Annotated in this window: 16 protein-coding genes and 1 pseudogene; 9 read left to right on the forward strand and 8 right to left on the reverse strand. The window is 72.8% G+C overall.

Going from position 1 to position 22,166, the window contains the following annotated elements:
- Nucleotides 1–222: 222 nt before the first annotated feature.
- On the reverse strand, nt 223–2,082 hold the full coding sequence (locus ABZW03_RS15710; RefSeq protein ID WP_355257405.1) for an ABC transporter ATP-binding protein: 1,860 nt from the start codon (nt 2,080–2,082) through the stop codon (nt 223–225).
- Complete coding sequence (locus tag ABZW03_RS15715) at nt 2,079–3,983, reverse strand: ABC transporter ATP-binding protein (protein WP_355257408.1); 1,905 nt, start codon at nt 3,981–3,983, stop codon at nt 2,079–2,081. Before ABZW03_RS15715 ends, ABZW03_RS15710 begins: the two co-directional genes overlap by 4 nt.
- 233 nt (nt 3,984–4,216) lie before the next feature.
- On the opposite strand from ABZW03_RS15715, the gene ABZW03_RS15720 reads away from it, so the two are divergent.
- Nucleotides 4,217–5,644, forward strand: a complete 1,428-nt coding sequence (locus tag ABZW03_RS15720) for a family 2B encapsulin nanocompartment shell protein (RefSeq protein ID WP_355257411.1) — start codon at nt 4,217–4,219, stop codon at nt 5,642–5,644.
- 1 nt (nt 5,645) lies between these two features.
- On the opposite strand, the gene glgX is transcribed toward ABZW03_RS15720, so the two are convergent.
- Nucleotides 5,646–7,850 (reverse strand): glycogen debranching protein GlgX, encoded by a 2,205-nt coding sequence (gene glgX, locus ABZW03_RS15725; protein WP_355257414.1) that lies wholly within the window; start codon nt 7,848–7,850, stop codon nt 5,646–5,648.
- Between the two features lie 308 nt (nt 7,851–8,158).
- Between glgX and ABZW03_RS15730 the strand changes: the two genes are divergently transcribed.
- The 4 genes from ABZW03_RS15730 to ABZW03_RS15745 all read left to right on the forward strand — a co-directional run bounded on the left by ABZW03_RS15730 (nt 8,159) and on the right by ABZW03_RS15745 (nt 13,021).
- A complete protein-coding gene (locus ABZW03_RS15730; RefSeq protein WP_355257417.1) occupies nt 8,159–9,409 on the forward strand; it encodes an Ig-like domain-containing protein in 1,251 nt (416 codons plus the stop codon).
- A 196-nt stretch (nt 9,410–9,605) separates the two neighbouring features.
- Nucleotides 9,606–10,865 (forward strand): Ig-like domain-containing protein, encoded by a 1,260-nt coding sequence (locus tag ABZW03_RS15735; RefSeq protein ID WP_355257420.1) that lies wholly within the window; start codon nt 9,606–9,608, stop codon nt 10,863–10,865.
- A 210-nt stretch (nt 10,866–11,075) separates the two neighbouring features.
- Nucleotides 11,076–12,326: an Ig-like domain-containing protein gene (locus tag ABZW03_RS15740; RefSeq protein ID WP_355257423.1), complete on the forward strand. Its 1,251-nt coding sequence runs from the start codon at nt 11,076–11,078 to the stop codon at nt 12,324–12,326.
- Nucleotides 12,327–12,475: 149 nt separating this feature from the next.
- Nucleotides 12,476–13,021, forward strand: a complete 546-nt coding sequence (locus ABZW03_RS15745; RefSeq protein ID WP_355257426.1) for an ATP-binding protein — start codon at nt 12,476–12,478, stop codon at nt 13,019–13,021.
- A 292-nt stretch (nt 13,022–13,313) separates the two neighbouring features.
- Here the strand turns inward: ABZW03_RS15745 and ABZW03_RS15750 are convergent, their stop codons facing one another.
- From ABZW03_RS15750 to ABZW03_RS15760, 3 genes are all read right to left on the reverse strand, one after another.
- On the reverse strand, nt 13,314–14,147 hold the full coding sequence (locus ABZW03_RS15750) for a hypothetical protein (protein WP_355257429.1): 834 nt from the start codon (nt 14,145–14,147) through the stop codon (nt 13,314–13,316).
- 212 nt (nt 14,148–14,359) lie between these two features.
- Nucleotides 14,360–14,560 (reverse strand): DUF397 domain-containing protein, encoded by a 201-nt coding sequence (locus ABZW03_RS15755; RefSeq protein WP_355257432.1) that lies wholly within the window; start codon nt 14,558–14,560, stop codon nt 14,360–14,362.
- Nucleotides 14,557–15,342, reverse strand: coding sequence for a helix-turn-helix transcriptional regulator (locus tag ABZW03_RS15760; RefSeq protein ID WP_355257435.1), 786 nt, complete (start codon nt 15,340–15,342; stop codon nt 14,557–14,559). The genes ABZW03_RS15755 and ABZW03_RS15760 overlap by 4 nt, the downstream gene beginning before the upstream one ends.
- Before the next feature lie 187 nt (nt 15,343–15,529).
- On the opposite strand from ABZW03_RS15760, the gene ABZW03_RS15765 reads away from it, so the two are divergent.
- From ABZW03_RS15765 to ABZW03_RS15775, 3 genes and pseudogenes are all read left to right on the forward strand, one after another.
- Nucleotides 15,530–15,964 carry an ATP-binding protein gene (locus ABZW03_RS15765; protein ID WP_355257437.1) on the forward strand — a complete coding sequence of 145 codons (435 nt, stop codon included), beginning with the start codon at nt 15,530–15,532 and terminating at the stop codon, nt 15,962–15,964.
- A 101-nt stretch (nt 15,965–16,065) separates the two neighbouring features.
- Nucleotides 16,066–16,569, forward strand: a pseudogene (locus ABZW03_RS15770) (GNAT family N-acetyltransferase); the annotation flags it as partial.
- Nucleotides 16,570–17,081: 512 nt separating this feature from the next.
- On the forward strand, nt 17,082–18,248 hold the full coding sequence (locus tag ABZW03_RS15775) for a protein-L-isoaspartate O-methyltransferase (protein ID WP_355257440.1): 1,167 nt from the start codon (nt 17,082–17,084) through the stop codon (nt 18,246–18,248).
- A gap of 78 nt (nt 18,249–18,326) precedes the next feature.
- Here ABZW03_RS15775 and ABZW03_RS15780 read toward each other — a convergent pair whose 3' ends face one another.
- Nucleotides 18,327–19,577 carry a hypothetical protein gene (locus tag ABZW03_RS15780; protein WP_355257443.1) on the reverse strand — a complete coding sequence of 417 codons (1,251 nt, stop codon included), beginning with the start codon at nt 19,575–19,577 and terminating at the stop codon, nt 18,327–18,329.
- 517 nt (nt 19,578–20,094) lie between these two features.
- Here ABZW03_RS15780 and ABZW03_RS15785 point away from each other — a divergent pair.
- The gene (locus tag ABZW03_RS15785; RefSeq protein ID WP_355257445.1) at nt 20,095–20,955 is read left to right on the forward strand and encodes an EamA family transporter; all 861 of its coding nucleotides are present in this window, start codon (nt 20,095–20,097) and stop codon (nt 20,953–20,955) included.
- A 533-nt stretch (nt 20,956–21,488) separates the two neighbouring features.
- Here the strand turns inward: ABZW03_RS15785 and ABZW03_RS15790 are convergent.
- Nucleotides 21,489–21,782, reverse strand: coding sequence for a hypothetical protein (locus ABZW03_RS15790; protein WP_355257448.1), 294 nt, complete (start codon nt 21,780–21,782; stop codon nt 21,489–21,491).
- Between the last annotated feature and the right edge of the window lie 384 nt (nt 21,783–22,166).

Genomic DNA, 22,166 nt, shown 5'->3' on the forward strand with positions numbered 1-22,166 from the left:
CCTTCTCGGCGGGCCTGTTGGGGGCCCCCCGCGCGGCGGTGGGGGGGTGGTGGCCCGGGGCGGCGCGGCGGAGCGCCGGGGCCGGGCCCGGGGCGGGGGGGGGCCCCCCCGCGGCCGGCGGCCGTCGTACTCCGGTACGGGAAGTGGGAATGCCCGGCCGGGTGCGTGACGGCGCACCCGGACGGGCACATTCGGGGGGCCCGGGGGCCCGCAGGCGGAACCCTAGACCAGGCTGTCCCGCCAGGCCCGGTGGAGGGCGGCGAAACGGCCGGAGCCGTCGATCAGCTCCTGTGGGGAGCCATCCTCCACGATCCGGCCCTGATCCATGACCAGGACCCGGTCGGCGATCTCCACGGTGGAGAGCCGGTGGGCGATGATCACGGCCGTCCGGCCGGCCAGCACGGTGCGCATCGCCCGCTGCACGGCCTGCTCCCCGGGGACGTCCAGCGAGCTGGTCGCCTCGTCCAGGATCAGCACCGCCGGGTCGGCCAGCAGGGCGCGGGCGAAGGCCACCAGCTGGCGCTGGCCGGCCGAGATCCGGCCGCCGCGCTTGCGCACGTCGGTGTCGAAGCCGTCCGGCAGGGCGGCGATGAACCCGTACGCGCCGATGTCGCGGGCGGCCTGCTCGACCTCCTCGCGGGTGGCGCCGGGGCGGCCGATCGCGATGTTCTCGGCGACGGTGCCGGAGAACAGGAAGGACTCCTGGGTCACCATCACCACCCCGCGCCGCAGCTCGGCGGTGGCCAGGTCGCGCAGGTCCACGCCGTCCAGCCGGATCCGGCCGTCGGTCGGGTCGTAGAAGCGGGCCAGCAGCTTGGCGACGGTCGACTTGCCCGCGCCGGTCGCGCCGACCACCGCGACGGTCTGCCCGGCCGGGATCAGCAGGTCGAAGGCGGGCAGCACCTCCTTGCCGGTCCGGTAGGCGAAGCGCGTCCCCTCGAAGGAGACCTCACGCCCCTTGGTTCCCGCACCGGCCCGGGCGGCCGGCAGTTCGACCGGCTCGGCCGGTTCGGCGACGGTCGGCTCGTGGGCGAGCAGGCCGGCGATCTTCTCCAGGGCGGCGGCGGCCGACTGGTAGCTGTTCAGGAACATCGCCAGCTGGTCGATCGGGTCGAACAGCCGGCGCAGGTAGAGCGCGAAGGCGGTGAGCACGCCCAGCTCCAGCGCGTCGTCCACGACCAGGTAGGCGCCGAGCAGCACCACGCCGGTGGTCCACAGGTTGGCGGTGGCGCGGGAGAGGCCGACGTAGCGGGCGATCTCCAGCAGGCCGTCCGCGGTCGCGGTGGCGGACTGCCCGTTGACCACCGCGAAGGCGGCGTCGTTGGCCTTCTCGCGGCGGAACGCCTGCACCGGGCGGATGCCGTTCATGGTCTCGGTGAAGCGGACGATCAGCGAGGCCGCCGAGGTGCGCGAGCGCCGGTAGACCCGGCGCGAGCGGCGGCGGAACGAGCGGGCGATCAGGGCGAGCGGCAGGAAGGCCGCCAGCGAGACCAGGCCGAGCTGCCAGTCCAGCGCCAGCAGCAGCACCGAGATGTAGCAGACCGACAGGAAGACCGTCAGCAGCTCCTGCAGGCCCTCGGAGAGCAGCTCGCGCAGCGCGTCGATGTCGCTGGTGGCGCGGGAGATGATCCGGCCCGAGGTGTACCGCTCGTGGAAGTCCAGGCTGAGCCGCTGGGCGTGCCGGAAGATCCGGCCGCGCAGCTCCAGCACGATGTCCTGGTTGACCCGGGCGCTGATCTTGATGAACGCCCACTGCAGCACCGGGCTGAGCAGCGCGAAGAACAGGTAGGCCGCGACCACCGCGATCAGCGGGCCGGCGTCGTGCTCGCGCAGCGCCGGGATGCCGCGGTCCATCGCCACCGCGACCAGCAGCGGGCCGGACTGGAGGGCGGCCTGCTGGACCAGGATCACCACCATCGCGACGGCGATCCGGGCTCGGTGCGGGCCGAGCAGCGAGCGCAGCAGCGCCCGGGGCGCGCCCGGCGGGACGGGGATGTCCTCCTCGTCGGCGGGCGGCGGGGGCAGCTCCTCCTCGGCCGGCGCGAGGGGCCCGGCCTGCACGGGTTCGGCGGTGGTGGTCATGCGCGCCCTCCTTGCGACATGAGGGGGCCCTCGGGCACCGGGGCGGTCCCGCCCGACATCAGTTCTCGGTAGTGCGCGCAGTCGCGCAGCAGTTCCTGGTGGGTGCCGACGGCCTCGATCCGGCCGTCCGCCAGCACCGCGACCCGGTCGGCGAGCAGCACGGTGCTGGGGCGGTGGGCGACCACCAGGGCGGTGGTGGTGCCGAGGACCTCGCGCAGCGCCCGCTCGACCAGGGCCTCGGTGTGCACGTCCAGCGCGGAGAGCGGGTCGTCCAGCACCAGGAAGGCCGGGTCGCCGACCACCGCGCGGGCCAGCGCGAGGCGCTGGCGCTGGCCGCCGGACAGGCTCAGGCCCTGCTCGCCGACCTCGGTGTCCGGGCCCTGCGGGAGCTTGTCGACGAAGCCGGCCTGGGCGGTGGCCAGGGCGGTGCGCAGCTGCTCCTCGTCGGCGCCCGGGGCGCCCATCAGGACGTTCTCCCGGACGGTGGCGGAGAACAGGGTGGGCTCCTCGAAGGCGACCGCGACGAGTTCGCGCAGCCGCTGCCGGGGCAGCTCGCGGATGTCCCGGCCGTCCAGCGTGATGGTGCCGGCGGTGGCCTCGTACAGCCGGGGGAGCAGCGCGGTGAGCGTGGTCTTGCCGCTGCCGGTGGCGCCGACCAGGGCCATCGTCTCGCCGCTGCGGATGTGCAGGTCGATGCCGGCCAGCAGGTCGGGGCTGTCCTCGGGGGCGTCGGGGTAGCGGAAGCGGACGCCGGTGAGGCGGATGCCGTCCGGGGCGGCGAGCTCGGCGGCGGTGCCCGGGTCGGGGGTGTCCGGCTCGTCCAGGACCTCGAAGAAGCGGTCGGTGGCGGTGGCCGCCTCGTTGGCGTAGGCGAGCAGCCAGCCGAGCGACTCGACCGGCCAGCGCAGCGCGAGCGCGGTGGAGAGGAAGGCGACCAGGGTGCCGGCGCTCAGCTCGTCGTGGGCCACCAGGTAGGCGCCGACGGCGAGGGCGCAGCCGAGCGCGATCTCCGGCAGGCCGACGATGACCGCCCAGAGGTTGGCGAGCAGGTGCGCCTTGCGCAACTCGGTGCGGCGCAGCTCCTGGGACTGGGCGCGGAAGCGCTCGGCCATCGAGCGGTGGCGGCCGAAGGCCTTGAGGATGCGGATGCCGAGGACGGACTCCTCGACCACGGTGGCGATGTCGCCGTTCTGGTCCTGGGCGAGCCGGGCGGCGCCGGAGTAGCGGGACTCGAACCGCCGGGTGAGCACGAACAGCGGCACGGACGGCGTCAGGGCGATCAGCGCGAGCCGCCAGTCCTGGGTGAACATCACCGCGGTGCCGGCCAGGAACATCACCGAGTTGACGACCAGGAAGACCAGCGGGAAGGCCAGGAACAGCCGCATGGTGTACATGTCGGCGGTGGCCCGGGAGAGCAGCTGGCCGGAGCCCCAGCGGTCGTGGAAGGAGACCGGCAGCCGCTGGAGCTTGGCGAAGAGGTCCCCGCGCATCGCCGTCTCCAGCCCGGCCAGCGGGCGGGCCAGCACCACCCGGCGGGTGTAGAACAGCGCGGACTCGACCAGGCCGAGGAGCAGCAGCAGGCCGACCAGCGGCCAGAGGCCGGCCAGGTCGTGCTCGGCGAGCGGGCCGTCCACGATCCGGCCGAGGACCACCGGGACGGCGAGGGTGCTGAGCATGCCGAGCGTGGCGGCCGTCACCGAGACGGCCAGCCGGCCGCGGACGGCGCGGGCGTACGGCCACAGGCGCAGCAGGGAGCGGACCGCGGAGTGCCGCGGCCCGGGCCCGGCCGGACCGGATCCGGCGGCCGCGCCGGTGCTGCCCGTCGGGTCGGCCGGCTCGGCCGGCTCGGTTCGGGGGCTTCCCTGGGGCGGGCTCTCGGGGTTTTGTCTGTTCTCGGCCATCTCGGTGAGGGTAGGCAGAGAGCTGGTCATTTCTCATCCGGTTTTTCACCCCTGTCGGCGATGCCCGGCGAGAACCGGCCACCCGAACGGCCGGAGCGGGCGTGGAAAGCAGGGCGCGCGCCGTCGTTCGTGCGGGGAGGAGTGCGCCGCGCGCCTCTTGCGAGCGCCTGCCGAACGACCGATGAGATCTCCTGACGGATGCTCATTGGTACGCAAGCGACAGGAGTGCTCACATGACGGTCGAGACCGAGCCCACCCCCGGACCCGGCTCCGCAACCGTGCACGTACGGGCCCAGCTCAGCCTCAGCACCACCGCGGCGCGGAACCTGGCGACGACGACCAAGTCGAAGCCCCAGATGCAGGAGATCACCTCCCGCTGGCTGCTGAAGATGCTGCCGTGGGTGCAGGTCAGCGCGGGCACCTACCGGGTCAACCGGCGGCTGAGCTACGCCCCCGGGCGCGGCCGGGTGAGCTTCGCGAAGACCGGCTCGGCGGTGACGGTGATCGCCCCCTCGCTGGCCGAGGTGCCGGCGCTGCGCGGATTCGAGGACCAGGAGGTGCTGGCCGAGCTGGCCCGCCGGTTCGTGCAGCGGGACTTCGTGCCGGGCGACGTGCTGGTGCGGGAGGGGGCGCCGATCGAGGAGGTGTTCCTGATCGCGCACGGCAAGGTGGACCGGACCGGCACCGGCAAGTACGGCGAGCAGACCGAGCTCGGCTCGCTCGCGGACGGCGACCACATCGGGGACGAGGCGATCACCGAGGGCGGCGGCACCTGGCCGTACACCGTGAAGGCGAGCACCTCGGGCGTCGCGATGACGCTGTCCTGGCCGGTGCTCCAGGAGCTGATCAACCGTTCGGAGGCGCTGCGCGAGCAACTGCTGGGCTTCGCCGCCGACGCCGCGCAGGCGCAGAACGAGCACGGCGAGGCGGAGATCGACCTCGCGTCCGGCCACGAGGGCGAGGTCGAGCTGCCCGGCGCCTTCGTGGACTACGAACTTCGGCCGCGCGAGTACGAGTTGAGCGTCGCGCAGACCGTCCTCAAGGTGCACACCCGGGTCGCGGACCTCTACAACAAGCCGATGAACCAGACCGAGGAGCAGCTGCGGCTGACCATCGAGGCCCTGCGGGAGCGGCAGGAGCACGAGATCATCAACAACCCGGAGTTCGGCCTGCTCAGCAACGCCGACTTCGACCAGCGGATCCAGACCCGGACCGGGGCGCCGACCCCGGACGACCTGGACGAGCTGCTCAGCATGCGCCGCGACACCGACTACCTGTTCGCCCACCCGCGCGCGATCGCGGCCTTCGAGCGGGAGTGCAACCGGCTCGGCCTCTACTCGCCCCCGGCCGTCGTCCTCGGCAAGCAGCGGCCGACCTGGCGCGGGGTGCCGATCTTCCCGTGCAACAAGATCCCGGTCTCCGACCAGCAGACCACCTCGTTCATCGCGATGCGTGTCGGCGAGGACAACCAGGGCGTCGTCGGCCTCACCCAGGTCGGCATCCCGGACGAGGTGGAGCCGGGCCTGAACGTCCGGTTCATGGGCATCGACGAGAAGGCGATCGCCTCCTACCTGGTCAGCACCTACTACTCGGCGGCGGTGCTGGTGCCGGACGCGATCGGCGTGCTGGAGAACGTCGAGCTCGGGCTCGCCCGCGGCTGAGTCAGCCGGACGGGGCGGGCGCGCGCAGCAGCCGCAGCGAGCGCCCGCCCAGGACGACGGCGCCGCGCGGTCCCGGTCCGTCCGGGCCCGCGCCGGCGGTGTCGACCACCGTCTCCCAGTCGGCCGCCGGCGCCGCCCAGGGCTCGCCGGGCAGGGTGAACTCCACCGGTTCGTGGCCCGCGTTGAGCAGCAGCAGGAAGCCGTCGTCGCGGAGCGGCAGCCCGGCCTCGTCCCGTTCGGACATCGCGGTGCCGGAGAGCAGCATCCCGAGGCAGGCGGTCGGCGCGAACCAGTCGGCCTCGGTCATCTCCCGCCCGCGCGGGGTGAACCAGGCGAGGTCGGGCTGCCCGCCGGGGGTGACGGCCCGGCCGGAGAAGAACGCCCGCCGGCGCAGCACCGGGTGGGCCCGGCGCAACCGGACCAGCCGGGCGGTGAGTTCGCACAGCTCCTGCCAGCCGGGCTGCTCCAGCAGCGACCAGTCCAGCCAGCCGACCTCGTTGTCCTGGCAGTAGGCGTTGTTGTTGCCGCCCTGGGTGCGGCCCAGCTCGTCCCCGGCGGTGAGCATCGGGACGCCGGCCGAGAGCAGCAGGGTGGCGGTCAGGTTGCGGAGCTGGCGCAGCCGCAGCGAGTTGACCGCCGGGTCGGTGGTCTCGCCCTCGGCGCCGTGGTTCCAGGAGCGGTTGTCGTCGGTGCCGTCCCGGTTGTCCTCGCCGTTGGCCTCGTTGTGCTTGCGGTCGTAGGAGACCAGGTCGCGCAGGGTGAAACCGTCGTGCGCCGTCACGTAGTTGACCGAGGCGTACGGGCGGCGGCCGGCCCGCTGGTAGAGGTCGGAGGAGCCGGAGAGGCGGTAGCCGAGCTCGCGCACGTCCGGGCGGGCGCCGCGCCAGAAGTCCCGGACGGTGTCCCGGTACTTGTCGTTCCACTCGGCCCACAGCGGGGGGAAGCCGCCGACCTGGTAGCCGCCCGGGCCGACGTCCCAGGGCTCGGCGATCAGCTTCACCCGGCTGAGCAGCGGGTCCTGGGCGACGGCGGCGAGGAAGGGGTGGTCCGGGTCGACGGCGTCGCCGCCGTTCGGGCCGCCGCGGGCCAGGGCGGCGGCCAGGTCGAAGCGGAAGCCGTCCACGCCCATCTCGGCGACCCAGTAGCGCAGCGAGTCGGTGATCAGCCGGATCACCTGCGGGCGGCGGGTGTCCAGGGTGTTGCCGCAGCCGGTGTAGTCGGCGTAGCCGCGCGGGCGGTTCGGCGGGAGGCGGTAGTAGGCGGCGTTGTCGATGCCGCGCAGCGAGAGCGCCGGGCCGAGCGCGCCGCCCTCGGCGGTGTGGTTGAACACCACGTCCAGGATCACCTCGATCCCGGCGGCGTGCAGGGCGCGGACCATCCGCTTGAACTCGCCGACCTGGCCGCCGCGGGAGCCGGAGGCGGAGTAGCCGGCGTGCGGGGCGAAGTAGCCGATCGTGTTGTAGCCCCAGTAGTTGACCAGCCCGCGGGCCTGCAGGTGGTCCTCGCTGGCGTGCTGGTGCACCGGCAGCAGCTCGACGGCCGTCACCCCGAGGCGGGTGAGGTGGGCCAGGGCGGCGGGGTGGGCGAGGCCGGCGTAGGTGCCGCGCAGCTCCGGCGGGACGTCGGGGTGGCGCATGGTGAAGCCGCGCACGTGCAGTTCGTAGAGCACCGTCTCGGGCCACGGGGTCTTCGGGCGGTGGTCGTCGTACCAGTCGTCCTCGTCGTGGACGACCACCGACCTGGGGACGTACGGCGCGGAGTCGCGGTTGTCCCGGACGGTGTCGGCGACGTCCGCCTCGGGCCAGTTGCGGACGGCGGAGCAGGCGGCGTCGTGCGAGGTGTAACAGCCGTCGACGGCACGGGCGTACGGGTCGAGCAGCAGCTTGGCCGGGTTCCAGCGGGCGCCGGTCCACGGGTCCCACCGGCCGTGCACCCGGTAGCCGTAGCGGGTGCCGGGACGCACGCCGGGCAGGAAGCCGTGCCAGACCTGGAAGTCCTGCTCGGTGAGGGGGTGCCGGCTCTCCCTGCCGTCCTCGTCGAACAGGCACAGCTCGACGGCCTCGGCGCCGGCCGCCCAGAGCGCGAAGTTGGTGCCCGGGCGGCCGAGCCGGTCGGTGCGGTAGCGGGCGCCGAGCGGCTGCCAGCTGCCGGGCCGCGGGGGGTCGTCCGGCCGTGCTCCGGCTTCCAGCTCCTGCCCTGACGCCATGGCCGTACCCTCCCTGGGCGGGGTGTCCCGGACCCCGTGCACCCTTCTCCTTCCCGGAATGCCCGGACCGGAAGCCGTTGAACGGGGGCTTACCGGCGGATGGCGGGCAGGGTGGCGGGTTGACGGGACGGGGGGATTCCGGGCCGATCGGCGTGTCCCCGCGTCGATGCCCGTCGTTGTTCCGGGCGTCGGACGGTGAACAGTGGGAGGGCCCCGGGATGCGGCGCCGAGGACGGGTGTGGGCGCGGGGCGCGGCGGCGGTGGCCTGCTGTCTGGCGGTCCTCGCGGGGTGCGGTGGCCCTCCGGCGGTGCCGGACGGGGACGCGGTCGCGGGCGACGGGCGGACGGCACCGCCGGCGCCGTCCCGGGCGGTGCTCACCGCGCAGCCGGCCGACGGGGCGCAGGACGTGCAGCCGACGGGGGCGGTCCGGGTGGGCGTCGCGCAGGGGCGGCTGGTGTCCGTCCGGCTGGCCGACGCCAAGGGCGCCGAGGTGCCCGGCACGATCAGCGCGGACGGCGGCGGGTGGGCGCCGGACGGGCCGCTGCCGCTCGGCACGGCCTTCACCCTGGACTCCGTCGCCGAGGACGACCAGGGCCAGAAGGCGGCCCAGCACTCGGCGTTCACGACCGTCGCCCCCACCCACACCTTCGTGGCCTTCTTCACCCCGGAGGACGGCTCCACGGTCGGCGTCGGCATGCCCGTCTCGCTGCGCTTCAGCCGGCCGATCACCGACCGGGCGGCGGTGGAGAAAGCCGTCCAGGTCGTCGCCGACCCGCCGGTGCCGGTGGCCGCGCACTGGTTCGGCGGCCAGCGGCTGGACTTCCGCCCGCAGCAGTACTGGGCGGCCGGCACCAAGGTCACGGTGACGCTGCGGCTCAAGGACGTCCAGGGCGCGCCGGGGGAGTACGGCACCCAGAACCGGGACCTGCACTTCACCGTCGGCCGGGCGCAGGTCTCCACCGTCGACCTGGACGCCCACACCCTGACCGTCCGGGCCGGCCAGGGCGGCAAGGTGGTCCGGGTGCTCAAGGTCTCCGGCGGCAGCCGCGGCCACTCCACCTACCGGGGGGTGATGGTGGTGTCGGAGAAGTACAAGGTGACCCGGATGAACTCGCAGACCGTCGGCATGGGCGACGAGTACGACATCAAGGACGTCCCGCACGCGATGCGGCTGACCACCTCCGGCACCTTCGTGCACGGCAACTACTGGGCGGACCCGAAGGTGTTCGGCGCCGCCAACACCAGCCACGGCTGCATCGGGCTGTCCGACGCCAAGGGCGGGGCGAGCAAGGACTCCCCGGCGGGCTGGCTGTTCGAGCACACCATCCCGGGGGACGTGCTGGAGGTGAAGGCCTCCTCCGGGGACTTCGTGCCGCCGCAGAACGGGCTCAACGGGTGGAACGTGCCGTGGGAGCAGTGGGTCGAGGGGAGCGCGCTGCGCCGGGCGCCGTCGGGCTCGCCTTCGGCTTCCGCTTCCGCGCAGTCCTCCGCGTCGCCTTCCGCGTCGCCTTCCGCGCAGGTTTCCGCGTCGCCTTTCGGGTCGCCTTCGGCGCCGTAAGGGCGCTTCCGCCCGTTCCGTCCGTCTTTACGACGGCTTCACATACCGTCAACCCCACTCCTCCCAGGTTTCACCCGGATGGCTTAGTTATCCTGCTCCGGCGCGTCCGTAGCCCGGGCCGAAAGAGTCGGCCACCGGTGCAACTCATGGGGGCACTCAGCGCGTCAAGAGAGTGAATACCGGGAGGGGAGAAACCGTGAAGACGGGTAAGACGGCCGGCACCGCGATACGCACCAGCAACCGCTACGGGCGCAAGGGTGCGATGGCGCTGGTCATGGGTGGGGTCCTGCTGCTCACCGCCGCCTGCGGCGACGACAAGGGCAGCGGTTCGGGCGATTCGGGCGGTGCGGCGGCCGGCGGCTCCGCCTCGGCTCCGGCGGCGGCGGACGGGGGCGCGTCGGCCACGCCGAAGACCTCGGCCGCGGTGCTCGCCGTCGAGCCGAAGGACGGCGCCCAGGACGTCGCGCCGAACGGGCTCCAGGTGTCCGTCTCCAACGGCAAGCTCAGCACGGTCGAGGTGACCGACAAGAACGGCAAGCCGGTCGAGGGGGCGATCACCCCGGACGGCTCCGGCTGGAAGCCCGCGGCGGCGCTCGCGGTCGGCATGGCGTACAAGGTGAACGCGCAGGCCAAGGACGGCGAGGGCCTGGTGGCCGCGTCCACCACCTCGTTCACCACGCTGACGCCGGAGAAGAAGGCCGCCGTCAACGACAACATCAGCGACGGCGCCACCTACGGCGTCGGCATGATCGTCTCGGTCGAGTTCAACAAGCCGGTCAAGAACAAGGACGCGGTCGTCAACGGCATCACCTTCGAGACCAGCAACGGCACCAAGGTGAAGGGCCACTGGTTCGGCGACAAGCGGGTGGACTTCCGCCCGGAGCAGTACTGGGCGCCGGACACCAAGGTGACCATCAAGTACCGGCTGAAGAGCGTCGAGATCGCGCCCGGCATCTACGGGGACACCGACAAGGACGAGCCGTTCACCATCGGCCGGTCGATGGTCTCCACCGCGGACGCCAAGACGCACCAGGTGACCGTCGAGACCGGCGGCAAGACCACCACCCTGCCCGCCACCCTGGGCGCGGACGCCACGCCGTCCTGGGGCGGGACGATGGTGGTCATGTCCAAGGAGAAGGTCACCCGGATGAACTCGCAGACCGTCGGTCTCGGCGGCGAGTACGACATCAAGGACGTGCCGCACGCGATGCGGCTGACCACCTCCGGCACCTTCGTGCACGGCAACTACTGGGCGAGCCCGTTCGGCAAGACCAACGCCAGCCACGGCTGCGTCTCGATGCAAGACGTCAAGGGCGGCAGCGACTCCTCGGTCGCGGGCAAGTTCTTCAACGACTCGATGGTCGGCGACCCGATCACGATCGTGAACACCAAGGAGAAGACCGTCTCGCCCTCCAACGGGCTGGGCGGCTGGAACCTGGAGTGGGCCAACTGGTAGGCCCTACCCGCCGGTCGGCCCGGGCATTCCGGGCCCGCCGGTGAGTCCTCCGTCGTGCGGCCCGTCCTCACCCGTTGGGGTCGGGCCGCCGCGGTTTCCGGGGCGATCCGCCCCACGCATGGCGCAACCTTTCCGGTGGCCGGACGCGTATACCGGTCGGGCCCTCCGGGGCCACGGGGAGCACGGGGTTTCTGAGGGAGGGAATCGACGTTGAGGTCGATACGCAGAGTGGTGGCCGTCGGTCTGGTCGGCGGGGCGCTGGCGCTGACGGCCGCCTGCGGCGGGGGCGACGGGGGTAACGGGGGCAGCGGGTCGGGCGGGGGGAGCGCCGCCAAGGCCGACCTGGGGGCCGGCGCGGCGAGCGCGAAGCCCACGGTGGCGCCGACGCCCACCAGCACGGTGCCGAAGGTCTCCACGGCCGCCGTGAGCATCGAGCCCAGGGCCGGCTCGGTGGACGTGGCGCCGAACGCGCTGAAGATCGGCGCGACCGGCGGCAAGCTCACCACGGTCAAGGTGAACGACAAGGCGGGCAAGGAGGTCCCCGGCACCATCTCCGCCGACGGCGCCTCCTGGACCCCCGCGGCCGGTCTGGAGGTGGGCACCGCCTACCAGGTGAGCGCGATGGCCGCGGACGCCGACGGCGCGGTCGCCACGGCGGACAGCAACTTCACCACGCTGACCCCGACGGCGCTCGCCAAGGCCGTCGACAACGTGGACAACAACGCCACGTACGGCGTCGGCATGATCGTCTCGGTGAACTTCAGCAAGGACGTCAAGAACCGGGACGAGGTCGCCAAGGGCATCACCTTCGAGACCGACAACGGCACCGTGGTCAAGGGCCACTGGTTCGACAGCCGCCGGCTCGACTTCCGCCCGGAGGACTACTGGAAGCCCGGCACCAAGGTGGTCGTCCACTACCGGCTCAAGAGCGTCGAGATCGCCCCGGGGGTGTACGGCGCGGACCGGGACGAGCCCTTCACGATCGGGCGGTCCCAGATTTCGACGGTTGACGTCGCCGCACACAAGATGACGGTCGTACGGGACGGGGCGCCCAGCGACATCGACATCAGCGCCGGTGCGCCCGAACACCCCACCTGGAACGGGACGATGGTCATCATGTCCAAGGAGGGCGTGGTGCGGATGCAGTCCAGCACCCTCCCGGGGATGACCGGGGCGCCGTACGACCTCCAGGTCCCGCACTCGATGCGGCTCACCGACTCCGGCACGTACGTGCACGGCAACTGGTGGAGCAGCAACAGCACCTTCGGCGAGGACAACGTCAGCCACGGCTGCGTGGGCCTCAAGGACGTCGAGGGCGGCGGCGCCGGCACCTCGATGGGCAAGTTCTACGACGGCTCGCTGGTCGGCGACGTGATGATCGTGAAGAACTCGTCGAAGAAGCAGACGCTCGACCCGTCGAACGGGCTGAGCGGTTGGAACGTGCCGTGGAGCGCCTGGTAGACGGCTGCTGAGGTGGGGGCGGGGTCAACCCGGGCTTGACGGAAGTCGGCCCGGGTGGACCCCTTCTTGCATCCGGCATATGCCGACCCGGGGAGATCGTTTGCTCATTGTCCGTACGCGGCCGCTTGCGTTCCGCAATGATGGTCCGCATGGCGGGTTGGGGCGAAACAGATCAGTCGTCAGTTTTCGGGGCCGGCGCGGTGGCCGAGGCGTCCTGGATCGACATCCAGGGCGGGCTCTCGGCGCTGGAGCGGCTCACCTCCGAGGAACTGGAGGAGATGTACTCCGACAGACTGTGCGACCCGTCCGCGCCCAACGAGGTGCGGCTGCCGTCCCGGACGGAGTCGGGCCCGGTGGCCCGCCGGCTGGTGCTGTCCGTCCTGGAGTCCTGGGAGCTCCACCAGCACCTGGAGGTCGGGGAGCTGCTGACCGGCGAGCTGGTGGCCAACGCGGTGCGGCACGCGGCCGGGCGCACCATCGGCCTGCACGTGAGCCGCAAGCCGGGCTGGCTGCGGATCGAGGTCCGGGACTCCTCCCGGGCGCTGCCCTGCATGATCCTCGCCGAGGCCAAGCCGGTGAACGAGCGGGGGCGGGGGCTGCGGATCGTCGACGACCTCGCCGACCGCTGGGGTGCGGACCTGCTGCCGCGGGGCAAGGGCGTCTGGTTCGAGCTGAAGGTGCGCGAGCGGGGCTGAGCTCCGAGCCGTTGGGGGTTCGGGGGGCGGGGCCCGGGAAACACGCAGGGCCCCCGGATTCGCCGTGGTCCGGCGGATGGGGGCCCCTGCAAGTCATCGCGCCGGCCAAGGGGGTGCGTGCCGCGCGATGGGCGTCGGCAGTGCCAGGTCGGGCCCGCCGAAGTTCGATGTCTCGACTATCGCACGGATCTCAGCATGTGAGCAAACCGGGTGGCTTGGAATGCAAGGCGTGTTACCTAGTTCACCTTTAGATTTTGCATAGGTTAACGCCATCGCCTGTGAATATTCATGATCACGGCGATGTGGCCATGGCTTGGCGGATTCGTGCGGCGTGCGCCCGGACGGCGGCGGGCGAGAGGCCGCCGGAGCGGGGTGGCGGGGGCGGAGGGGCGCCCTGGCAGGCGCGGCAGAGGCCGCCGAGGAGGGCGTGGGGGCGGCACGGGGTGCGGCAGGCGGTGCATTCGAGGATGCGGGCCTGCCGGGGGTGTGCCAGGGGTGCACGGTCCGGGGGCAGCTTGTCGATCAGGCGGCGCCGGGTGAAGCCGACCGGGCTGTGGATGTCCGGCGGGAGGTTCGCGGTGAGCGCGGCGGTGAAGAGGGTCGTACTGGTGCCCCGCTCGAACCACTCGGCGGCCAGCGGTTCGAGCGCGGCGCAGTCGGCGGCGGAGAGGGCGAGGCGGGTGTCGGCGAGGCCGAGGCCGGCGAGGGCGGCGTAGGCGGCCGAGACGGGGGAGGTGCGGTTGAGCGTTCGCTCCTGCGGGGGATCGGGCGCGGCGGGCGTTGACGTCTCGCCGGTCGTGAGGAAGTGGGTCCACCAGGCGTCGGAGCGGGGCGTGCGGGAGAAGTAGGTGCGGAACACCCAGCGGCAGTCCTTGGAGCTGATGCGTTCCCGGACGCGGCGCAGGTGACCTGCGGTGGAGAGTCGGGTGAGGGCCGTGCGGCAGGCCATCTGCCCGTAGTGGGGCTGGAGGACGGCGAGGGTTTTGACGTCCATGGCGGCGCCGTCGGGGAGGTGGTCGATGAGCGAGGCGAGGTATGCCTCGCGCGCCGGGAGGTGGGCGAAGTCGTTGGCGGAGCGGGGGAGTTGCTCCGGCGCGGACTGCTTGCCGTACCCGGGGGCGGCCATGGCGGTAGAGTCGTGGGTAGCCACAGGATCGAGGTCCGTTCGATCGTGCCGGTCAGACCCCCGTTCGGTGCTGGTAACACCGGCGGGGGTTGTTTCGTTGGTGCGCACGCTACACGGGGGAACCGGCTGTGGTGTAGTCGTGACGATAAGTCATATCTGCTGCGTGCGGGGATAGTTTGGGGAGGTAGTTACCTCACCGTTCCATTAAAGGGTCACTCGGCTCGTGCGGCTTGAGCTTCGGAGGCGAAGGCGACGAAGGCGGACCAGGCGGCAGGCGAGAAGGTGAGGGTCGGGCCGGACTTGTCCTTGGAGTCGCGGACGTGGACGGTGGAGGGGGAAGAGGCGACCTCGACGCAGTTGCCGTAGTCGTGGTCGCTGTAGCTAGAACGGAACCACTGCATGGTGGTGTTCATAGTTGCTCCAGTGTCTTTCGGATGAGCTGTGCTGAATCCTGCGCATTCAGGGCCTGCGTGCGGATCATTGCGTGTCGTCGGCTGAGCGTTCCAACGAGTCGCGGTTCGGAATGGAGTGCGTTCGTTCCATGTGTTTCAACATACGCATACTGCTCATTCTCGATCGTTTCCAGGATGACCAGCGATCCCGAGAGGCCGGAAGCGGGTACTTGCCCGGTAGGTACGATCTGGATCCGGGCGTTGCGTGAGTCCTCGAAAGCAAGCAGCCGGTGGAGCTGCTCCTTCATGACCTCCCTGCCGCCCATGGAGGTGTGTAGGGCTGCTTCGTAGATGGTGAAGCTGAACAGCACCTCTGGCTCGGCGAGCTTCTCTTGCCGCTTGAGGCGGAATGCCAGGCGTTTTTCAGCGGTGGCGCTGTCCACGGGTGGCAACTGTCGGCTGAGAACCGCCCTGGCGTAGTCCTCGGTCTGCAGCAAGCCCGGGATGTAGAGGGCTTCGTAGAAGTAGAGGGCAACTGCCTCCTTCTCGACATCGAAGTAGATATCGCTGCGGGTGGGCCTTGGCTCCGGCGCCAGGTACGGGTGGGCCGCCGCGAGCATCCCCTTCGCGTCGCACAACTCATCTGCCGCCTGAAGCACCTTGAGCGCAGGCCTACGCCTCCCGGCCTCCATCGAGCGCACGCTCTCGATGTCGTAGTTGGCCGCCTGGCTCAGTTGTTCCCGCGTCACGCCCGACAGTTGGCGCCACCGCTTGAGCTGATCGCCGCAGTACTTCCACGACATCGGGTTCTCCTTCGGCGCGCTCATCGCCCCGTGCCCCTCCCTGCCCTGGTCGCAGGGCGGTCAAGCTGTGGTTGTACTCATGGCGTTACTGCTGAGGCTATGCCTGCCTGTCGACGCTTGAAGGGTGAAATGGCCGAACTCAGCTCTCCCGGGTGAAGCCGTCCGTACACCCCCCTCAAGGACTCTGATGCTCACTCAGCCCGTCGACGTCGTCGAGTGGATGTTCCCCCGCCTCCCCCGCAGCGCCGGCCGTGCTCGCATCCGCTTCATCCGGCAGGCCTTCGAATGGGAGGTGCCCGTCGACTCCGCCGAGACCGGGCTGATCCTCCTCAGCGAGCTCGTCACCAACGCGTGCCGCCACGCCCGCTCCCAGCGTGACCGGATGATCGGCGTGCGCGTCCTCCTCCCCACCGACTCCCTCCTCCGCATCGAGGTCTCGGACGCGAACTCCGACCTCCCGGTCCTCCGCCACGCCACCCCCGCCGACGAGTCCGGCCGGGGCCTCGAACTCGTCGCCGCCCTCGCCACCTCCTGGGGCGCCCACCCGCGCGGCGAGGGCTACATCGGCAAGACCGTCTGGTGCGAACTCGCCCTCCCCACCCCGGCCAACCCCCACGGCTGAGCCGGCCTCCAGGGCGCACGCAACTGGCGTCGCGCCGGAGCACGTCCTGATCCTCAGCGACGCGCCGGAAGCCGTCGCCCGAGAGGATCAGGAGCCGCCCCATGCCGGACGAGACCACCGTGCGCACCCTCCCGTGGCCGCCGCCCGCGCCGATCCGGACCGCGCGGCTCGTGCTCCGCGAGCCCGAGGCCCGGGACCGTACGGCGTTCGTCGAGCTGCTGACCTCGCCCGAGGTGAACACCTACCTCGGCGGGCCCCGGCCACGGGACGAGGTCGAACGTGAGATGCCCGGGGAGCCCAGCCGGCGCCCGGGCGTCTTCGTGGTCGCCCTCGACGGGGAGATGATCGGCCAGGTCCTGCTCCGCAAGGAACCGGGGCGCCTCGGCCGGATCGGCGAGCGGGCCGAACTCGGCTACCTGTTCCTGCCGCGGGCCTGGGGGCACGGCTACGCCGCCGAGGCGTGCGCGGCGGTACTCGACTGGTTCACCGGCGCGCTGCCCGGCGAGCCGGTGGTGCTCGCCACCCAGACCGCCAACCTCCCCTCGATGCGCCTCGCGGCGAAGCTCGGCTTCACCGAGCTGGAGCGTTTCGAAGCCTTCGACGCCCCCCCAGTGGCTCGGCCAGTGGTCCCCGCCCCAGGACTGACCACTCCGGCGCGCAGGAAGTCGGGTGGGCCGACTTCCTGCGCGGGCAACGGTGCCGCGCTGAATGACGTTCTCCGGCGGTTCGGGCCGGACGAGGACTTCTCGGCGGATGTGGCATCCGCCCGCGCCATGCTCGACGACGAGGTGGCTGAGTGGCCCGCCGACTGATGCTCGACACCGGTGTTCTGATCCAGGCGGAACGGAGCGGATCTGATCATCGCGACGACCGCCGTGGCCACCGCGCGGGTGTGGGCCACCACGGACACCTCCGCAGGATTCGCGGACCTGCCCGGCGTCCGAGCGGTCACACTCGATCGCTTGAAGGCGCCGTGAGCGCCGGGGTGGTGGGGTCCGCCCGCCGCGCCTTCGGCCCGCTCACGCGCCCCCGGCCGCTCCCGCACGCCGCTACCGCCAGGCGCGGTGCCGCGCCAGGTTGGCTACCGCCCCTTGGACTGGACCGAAGGGACACCGCGATGGGTGAGCACGAGGACTTGGCTGGCCGTCGGACCCGCCTGGCTGCGGAGATGGAGCGGTGCGGGGCATGGCCGGCCGACTCGCCGTGGCTGCGCGAGGCCTTCGCCGCGCTGCCGCGCGATCGGTTCGCGCCGGACCGGCTGTGGCGGTGGGACGGTTGGGCCTACGTCCCGCTCGACCGCGCGGTGGATCCGGGCGGCTGGGCGGACGAACTGTACGGCGGAGTCCACTCCGCGGCCGTCACCCAGCTCACTGGCGGCCTCCCGTCCTCGTCGCTGTCCGCGCCCTCCGTGGTGGCGGACATGCTGGACAGCCTCCGGCTGGAACCCGGGCACCGGGTGTGGGACGTCGGCACCGGCCAGGGCTGGACGGCGGCGCTGGCCGCCTGGCGGGCCGGCCCGGGGCGGGTGGTCACCACCGAGGTGGACGAGCACCTGGCCGCGCTCGCCCGGGCCCGGCTCTCGGACGCCGGGCTCGACGTCGAGGCAGTGACGGGGAACGGTACCGGCGGCGGGCTGCCGCGCGGGGGCCCGGTCGACCGCCTCCACGCCACCTACGCCGTCGAGACCGTCCCCTGGTCCTGGGTGGCGGCGGTCCGGCCGGGCGGGCGGATCGTCTACCCCTGGGGGCGACTCGGACACGTCGCCCTCACCGTCGCCGACGACGGCTCCAGCGCCCGGGGATGGGTCCAGGGCCTGGCCCAGTTCATGGGGGACCGCACCGGCCCGGCCCAACCGAGCACCGGCCCCGCCGCGTACGCACGCGTGCGCGCCGACGCCGAACCCGAGGCCCGGAGGGCACTGGACCGTGACCCGGCCGGCCTGGAGGACTGGCACCTCCGGTTCGCGCTGCGCGTCGCCGTCCCGGATGCCGTGCTGTTCACCGAGCAGCGCGAGGACGGGCAGGCCGTCCTGGTCCACGACGGGGACCGTTCATGGGCCGAGATCCGCCCGGGCGCGGACGGTACTCCGCTGCTCTCGCAGGGCGGGCCGCGCCTCATCGGCGACGAGGTACTGACCGCCTGGTCCCAGTGGGAGGACCTGGGACGTCCCGACCTGTACGACTACGGCGTCACCGTCACCCCCGACGCCCAGTGGGCCTGGCAGGGCGACCCGGACACCGGCCCGCGCTGGCCGATCGGCACCGGGCCGGAGCCCGCCGACTGATGCGCGGACCTCCCGGCCCGCGCGAGAAGTCGGCCCGGCCGACTTCTCGCGCTCGGGGTGCGTCGACGGCGTCCTGGGTCAGGAGATCGAGAAGCCCATCCGGTTCACGATCGGGGTCATCGGCACGTACATCACCTGTGCGTAGCACGTGGTCGGGTGGGCCGTGGACCCGGACGGGCAGCCGACCTCCGACCGGGCGGCGACGATCACGCCGCGGGCCTCCATGTCGCCGTCCGGGCCGGACGGGTTCGCCAGTGCCGGGCCGCCGCTGTCACCCTTCGCGGCGATCGCCCGCCGGTCGCCGCCCTTCGACTCCGCGACGTCCACCGGCTTGATCTTCGTGCCCTCGTCGTTCGTCGTCTCCACGTCGACCCGCTTGACCTGCACGTCGCACCTCCACCCGGACTGGGCGCCGCTCAGGCAGACCAGGTCCCCGACGTTGTTCCGCCCGGCCCCGTACGTGTGCCGGGACGAGCCGCCCCGGTCCGACCAGGCGCCGTCGTAGAACCGGCCGCCGCCGTCCCCGGTGACGGCGATCATGCCGACGTCCAGGCCGTCGCCGACCGAGGAGAGGTCGCCGATGTAGCCGCCGGTGCCGTTGTAGTACCGGCCGCCGCCGCAGTGCGCGGCGGTCAGCACCACCTTTGTCCCGCCCTTCCGGCCGCTGAACGCCGTCGAGCAGAACGACGCCTTTCCGGTGCTCACCTCGGCGCCCGCGTAGTGCGGCGCGCTGTCGGAGTGCCGGCTGCCGGAGAGGGCCACCGGTGTTCCCTCGACGCCGGCCGTCACCGGCATGCCGGCGAGCTCGGCGGCCCGCGAGGAGTACGCCTGGACGGTCGTGCCACCGCCGGTCAGCGGCTCGGCCTTGGCCGGCGCGTACGTGATCGCGATGGCGGTGCCGTCCTCCTGCGGGCCGATCGACGTCCAGGCGTCGCGGGCCACGGCGGCGGTGAACCGGTCGATCGCGGCGCGCATCTCCGCGCGGGAGTACGGGCTCCGGTGGACGTCGACGGTGAAGCCGGGGTCGGCGTTCGCGTCGAGCAGTGACCGGACCCTGGCCGGGGCCTCGCCCTTCCAGTAGATGTCGGCGTGCTGGTTCGACGCGTCGATCACCGTCCCGGCATAGCCGGCCGCCGCCGGATCCCCGGACTCCACCCAGTCCTGCACCGGGTCCGTCATGCGGTGGAGCCGCTGCTGGGCCAGCGGGTCGCGGAGCACCGGCAGGCTGACGGACAGGTACGGCTCGTCCCGCGTGACGTCGGCGGCGGCCAGACCGGAGGCGACCACGACGGTCAGGACCAGGGACAGCGCGAGGCTGGAGCGGCGCACGGGCGGGTCCTTTCGGCAGGCCGACGGGTCGACACTCAGCGTAGGGGGGAATTGACGATCCGTTACGTCTGGATGTCTCGGGCCGGGTCGGCAGTCGGTGCGCGCGCGGGGCGGCGCGCCCCCGGGCGGGGCGGGCGGCGCCCCGGAGGCAGGTGGGGCGCCTGCGCTCTCGGCCCGGTCCGGCCCGATCCGGTGGCGGCCGCGCAGGAAGTCGGGCCTGTCGACTTCCTGCGCGGGCGGATAGCATCGGGCCCGTGAACCTCTACTGGCACGTCGTGCTGCCACCGCTCAGCGCCTGATCGGGCGCGCGCGACGGTGGCTTGACCCCCTGCGACCCCGGCCCGGCCTCGCCTGACGGCGGCCGCCCGTGGGCCGGTGGCGTGCGCCCGTTCTCGGAAACCAGTTGCCCTGACGGTCTTCGACGACGGAAGTTCACACTGTGCCGAATCGTTTGTCCTCCCCTGCCCGTTCCAGCGCCCCCGCGGCTGCCCGTCGTGCCCGTCCGCGCGGCGGCGTGGTGCCGATCCTGATCGCCTCCGTGCTCTGGGGCACCACCGGGACGGCCAGCTCGCTGGCGCCCTCGGGTGCCCCGGCGGCCGGGATCGGGGCCGCCGCCCTGGTGCTCGGCGGGCTGCTGCTGTTCCTCTCCGACCGCACCGCGCGTACCCTGCCCCGGCGCTGCGGGCCGCGCGAGCGGTGGCTGCTCGCGGCCGGTGCGGTCGCGGTGGCGGGGTACCCGCTCACCTTCTACCCGGCGGTGGGCCGTACGGGCGTGGCGGTGGCCACCGTGATCGCGCTCGGCAGCGCGCCGGTGTTCACCGGGCTGCTCGGGTGGCTCACCGGGCAGGGCCGGCCCGGCGGGCGGTGGGCCGGGGCCACGGCGCTGGCCGTGCTGGGCTGCGCGCTCCTGGTGCTGGGCCCCGAACTCGCCGGTGGCGGTGGGTCGGTGGAGCCGCTGGGGGTGCTGCTGGCGGCGCTCTCCGGGCTCGCGTACGCCGGGTACTCGCTGATCGGCGGGCGGCTGATCGCGGCCGGGCACCCCTCGGGCGGGGTGATGGGCGCGATGTTCGGCGGCGGTGGGCTGATCGTCCTGCCGGTGCTGCTCGCGGGCGACCTGCAGTGGCTGGCCTCACTGCGGGGGACGGGCGTGGTGCTGCACCTCGCGGTGGTCACCACCTACCTCGCGTACTGGCTCTTCGGCCGCGGCCTGCGGCACACCACCGCCCAGACGGCCACCACACTGACCCTCGCCGAGCCCGCCGTCGCCGCCGTCCTCGGCGTGGCCGCCCTGGGCGAGCGGCTGCCCGCCGTCTCCTGGTCCGGCCTCGCCGTCCTCGCCGGCGGCCTCGCCGTCCTGGCCCTCCCGGCGAGGCGGTAGGGCGGGACGCCACTGCGCGAGAAGTCGGCCCAGCCGACTTCTCGCGCAGCGCGCCCAGAGCCGTGACGGGGACCCGCGCCCGGCACTGCCCGGCAGCGCCCGAGCGTCGAGCCTCTGCCGCGCGGCCGGGACGCGGGCATGTGTGCGCAGGAAGTCGGCCCGGTCGACTTTTCGTGCGGTGGGGTGTGCCCGCGCGGCCGGGTGTGCGGCTGCGGCGCGTGTGGTGGGGCGGCAGGGGCATGGGGGCCTGTGCAGGAAGTCGGCCCGGCCGACTTTTCGCGCGGTGCGGTGCGGTGCGGTGCGGTGCGGTGCGGTGCGCCTGCGTGGCTGCGGTGCGTGTGGTGGGGCGGTAGGGGCATGGGGGGCCTGCGCAGGAAGTCGGCCCGGTCGACTTCCTGCGCAGTGCGGCCGGAGCCGTGATGGGGACCCGTGCCCGGCAGGGCACGCACGCGTCGAGCGGTGAGCCGCGGCGCAGCGGTGACGCGGGCGCCTGCACAGGAAGTCGGTCCGGCCGACTTCTCGTGCAGCGTCGGTCACTTGACGTAGACGCTGGAGCCGAACTCCTGGGTCGTGTGGCCGCCGGGAGGGACGACCGCGATCACCTGGCCGGTGCAGTTCGCGCCGTCGTACACCGTGGCGCTTTCGTCGGTCTCGTTCCGCAGGATGAGCGGCACGACCTGCGCGTTGTAGCAGCCGCTCGGGTCCTTGACGATCGTGGCGGGAGCGATGACGAGCTGTCCGTGGGCCGCGAAGGCCGCGTGGGGCAGGGCGAGGGCCATGGTTCCTGCGGCGGCGAGAGCGCCGAGGACGGTCGCGAGGCGTCGCATGAGGACTCCTTGGGAGTGGGGTGAGGCCGGGGCCGAGGTGCCCCGGGCCCAACCTCCCCGCCCGCCGAAGCACCCGCCATCCCCGTGCGCCGAGCGGCCGACACGTGCACGCATGTATGGCTGCGCAGGAAGTCGGCCCGGCCGACTTCTCGCGCCCCGGGGTGTGCCCGCGCGGCCGGGTGTGCGACTGCGGCGCGTGTGGTGGGGCGGCAGGGGCATGGGGGCTGCGCAGGAAGTCGGTCTGGCCGACTTCTCGTGCGGTGGGGTGTGTCCGCGCGGCGGGGTGTGTGGTGGCGGGGCGTGTGGTTGGGGCGGAAGGGGCGGGGGCCTGGGCGGGAAGTGGGCCCCGCCCGCATAAAGCGCCCCGGGGGGGTGGTTTGCGGT

Source organism: Kitasatospora sp. NPDC004799 (assembly GCF_040609095.1).
In the GTDB taxonomy this organism is placed as follows: domain Bacteria; phylum Actinomycetota; class Actinomycetes; order Streptomycetales; family Streptomycetaceae; genus Kitasatospora.

Excerpts from the sequence above, each read along its gene's own strand:
- ABZW03_RS15755 (WP_355257432.1), bottom strand. The coding sequence starts at position 14,560 with ATGAACACCACCATGCAGTGGTTCCGTTCTAGCTACAGCGACCACGAC.
- ABZW03_RS15760 (WP_355257435.1), bottom strand. The coding sequence starts at position 15,342 with ATGTCGTGGAAGTACTGCGGCGATCAGCTCAAGCGGTGGCGCCAACTG.
- ABZW03_RS15765 (WP_355257437.1), top strand. The coding sequence starts at position 15,530 with ATGCTCACTCAGCCCGTCGACGTCGTCGAGTGGATGTTCCCCCGCCTC.
- glgX (WP_355257414.1), bottom strand. The coding sequence starts at position 7,850 with ATGGCGTCAGGGCAGGAGCTGGAAGCCGGAGCACGGCCGGACGACCCC.
- ABZW03_RS15710 (WP_355257405.1), bottom strand. The coding sequence starts at position 2,082 with ATGACCACCACCGCCGAACCCGTGCAGGCCGGGCCCCTCGCGCCGGCC.
- ABZW03_RS15720 (WP_355257411.1), top strand. The coding sequence starts at position 4,217 with ATGACGGTCGAGACCGAGCCCACCCCCGGACCCGGCTCCGCAACCGTG.
- ABZW03_RS15715 (WP_355257408.1), bottom strand. The coding sequence starts at position 3,983 with ATGGCCGAGAACAGACAAAACCCCGAGAGCCCGCCCCAGGGAAGCCCC.
- ABZW03_RS15775 (WP_355257440.1), top strand. The coding sequence starts at position 17,082 with ATGGGTGAGCACGAGGACTTGGCTGGCCGTCGGACCCGCCTGGCTGCG.
- ABZW03_RS15745 (WP_355257426.1), top strand. The coding sequence starts at position 12,476 with ATGGCGGGTTGGGGCGAAACAGATCAGTCGTCAGTTTTCGGGGCCGGC.
- ABZW03_RS15750 (WP_355257429.1), bottom strand. The coding sequence starts at position 14,147 with ATGGCCGCCCCCGGGTACGGCAAGCAGTCCGCGCCGGAGCAACTCCCC.
- ABZW03_RS15790 (WP_355257448.1), bottom strand. The coding sequence starts at position 21,782 with ATGCGACGCCTCGCGACCGTCCTCGGCGCTCTCGCCGCCGCAGGAACC.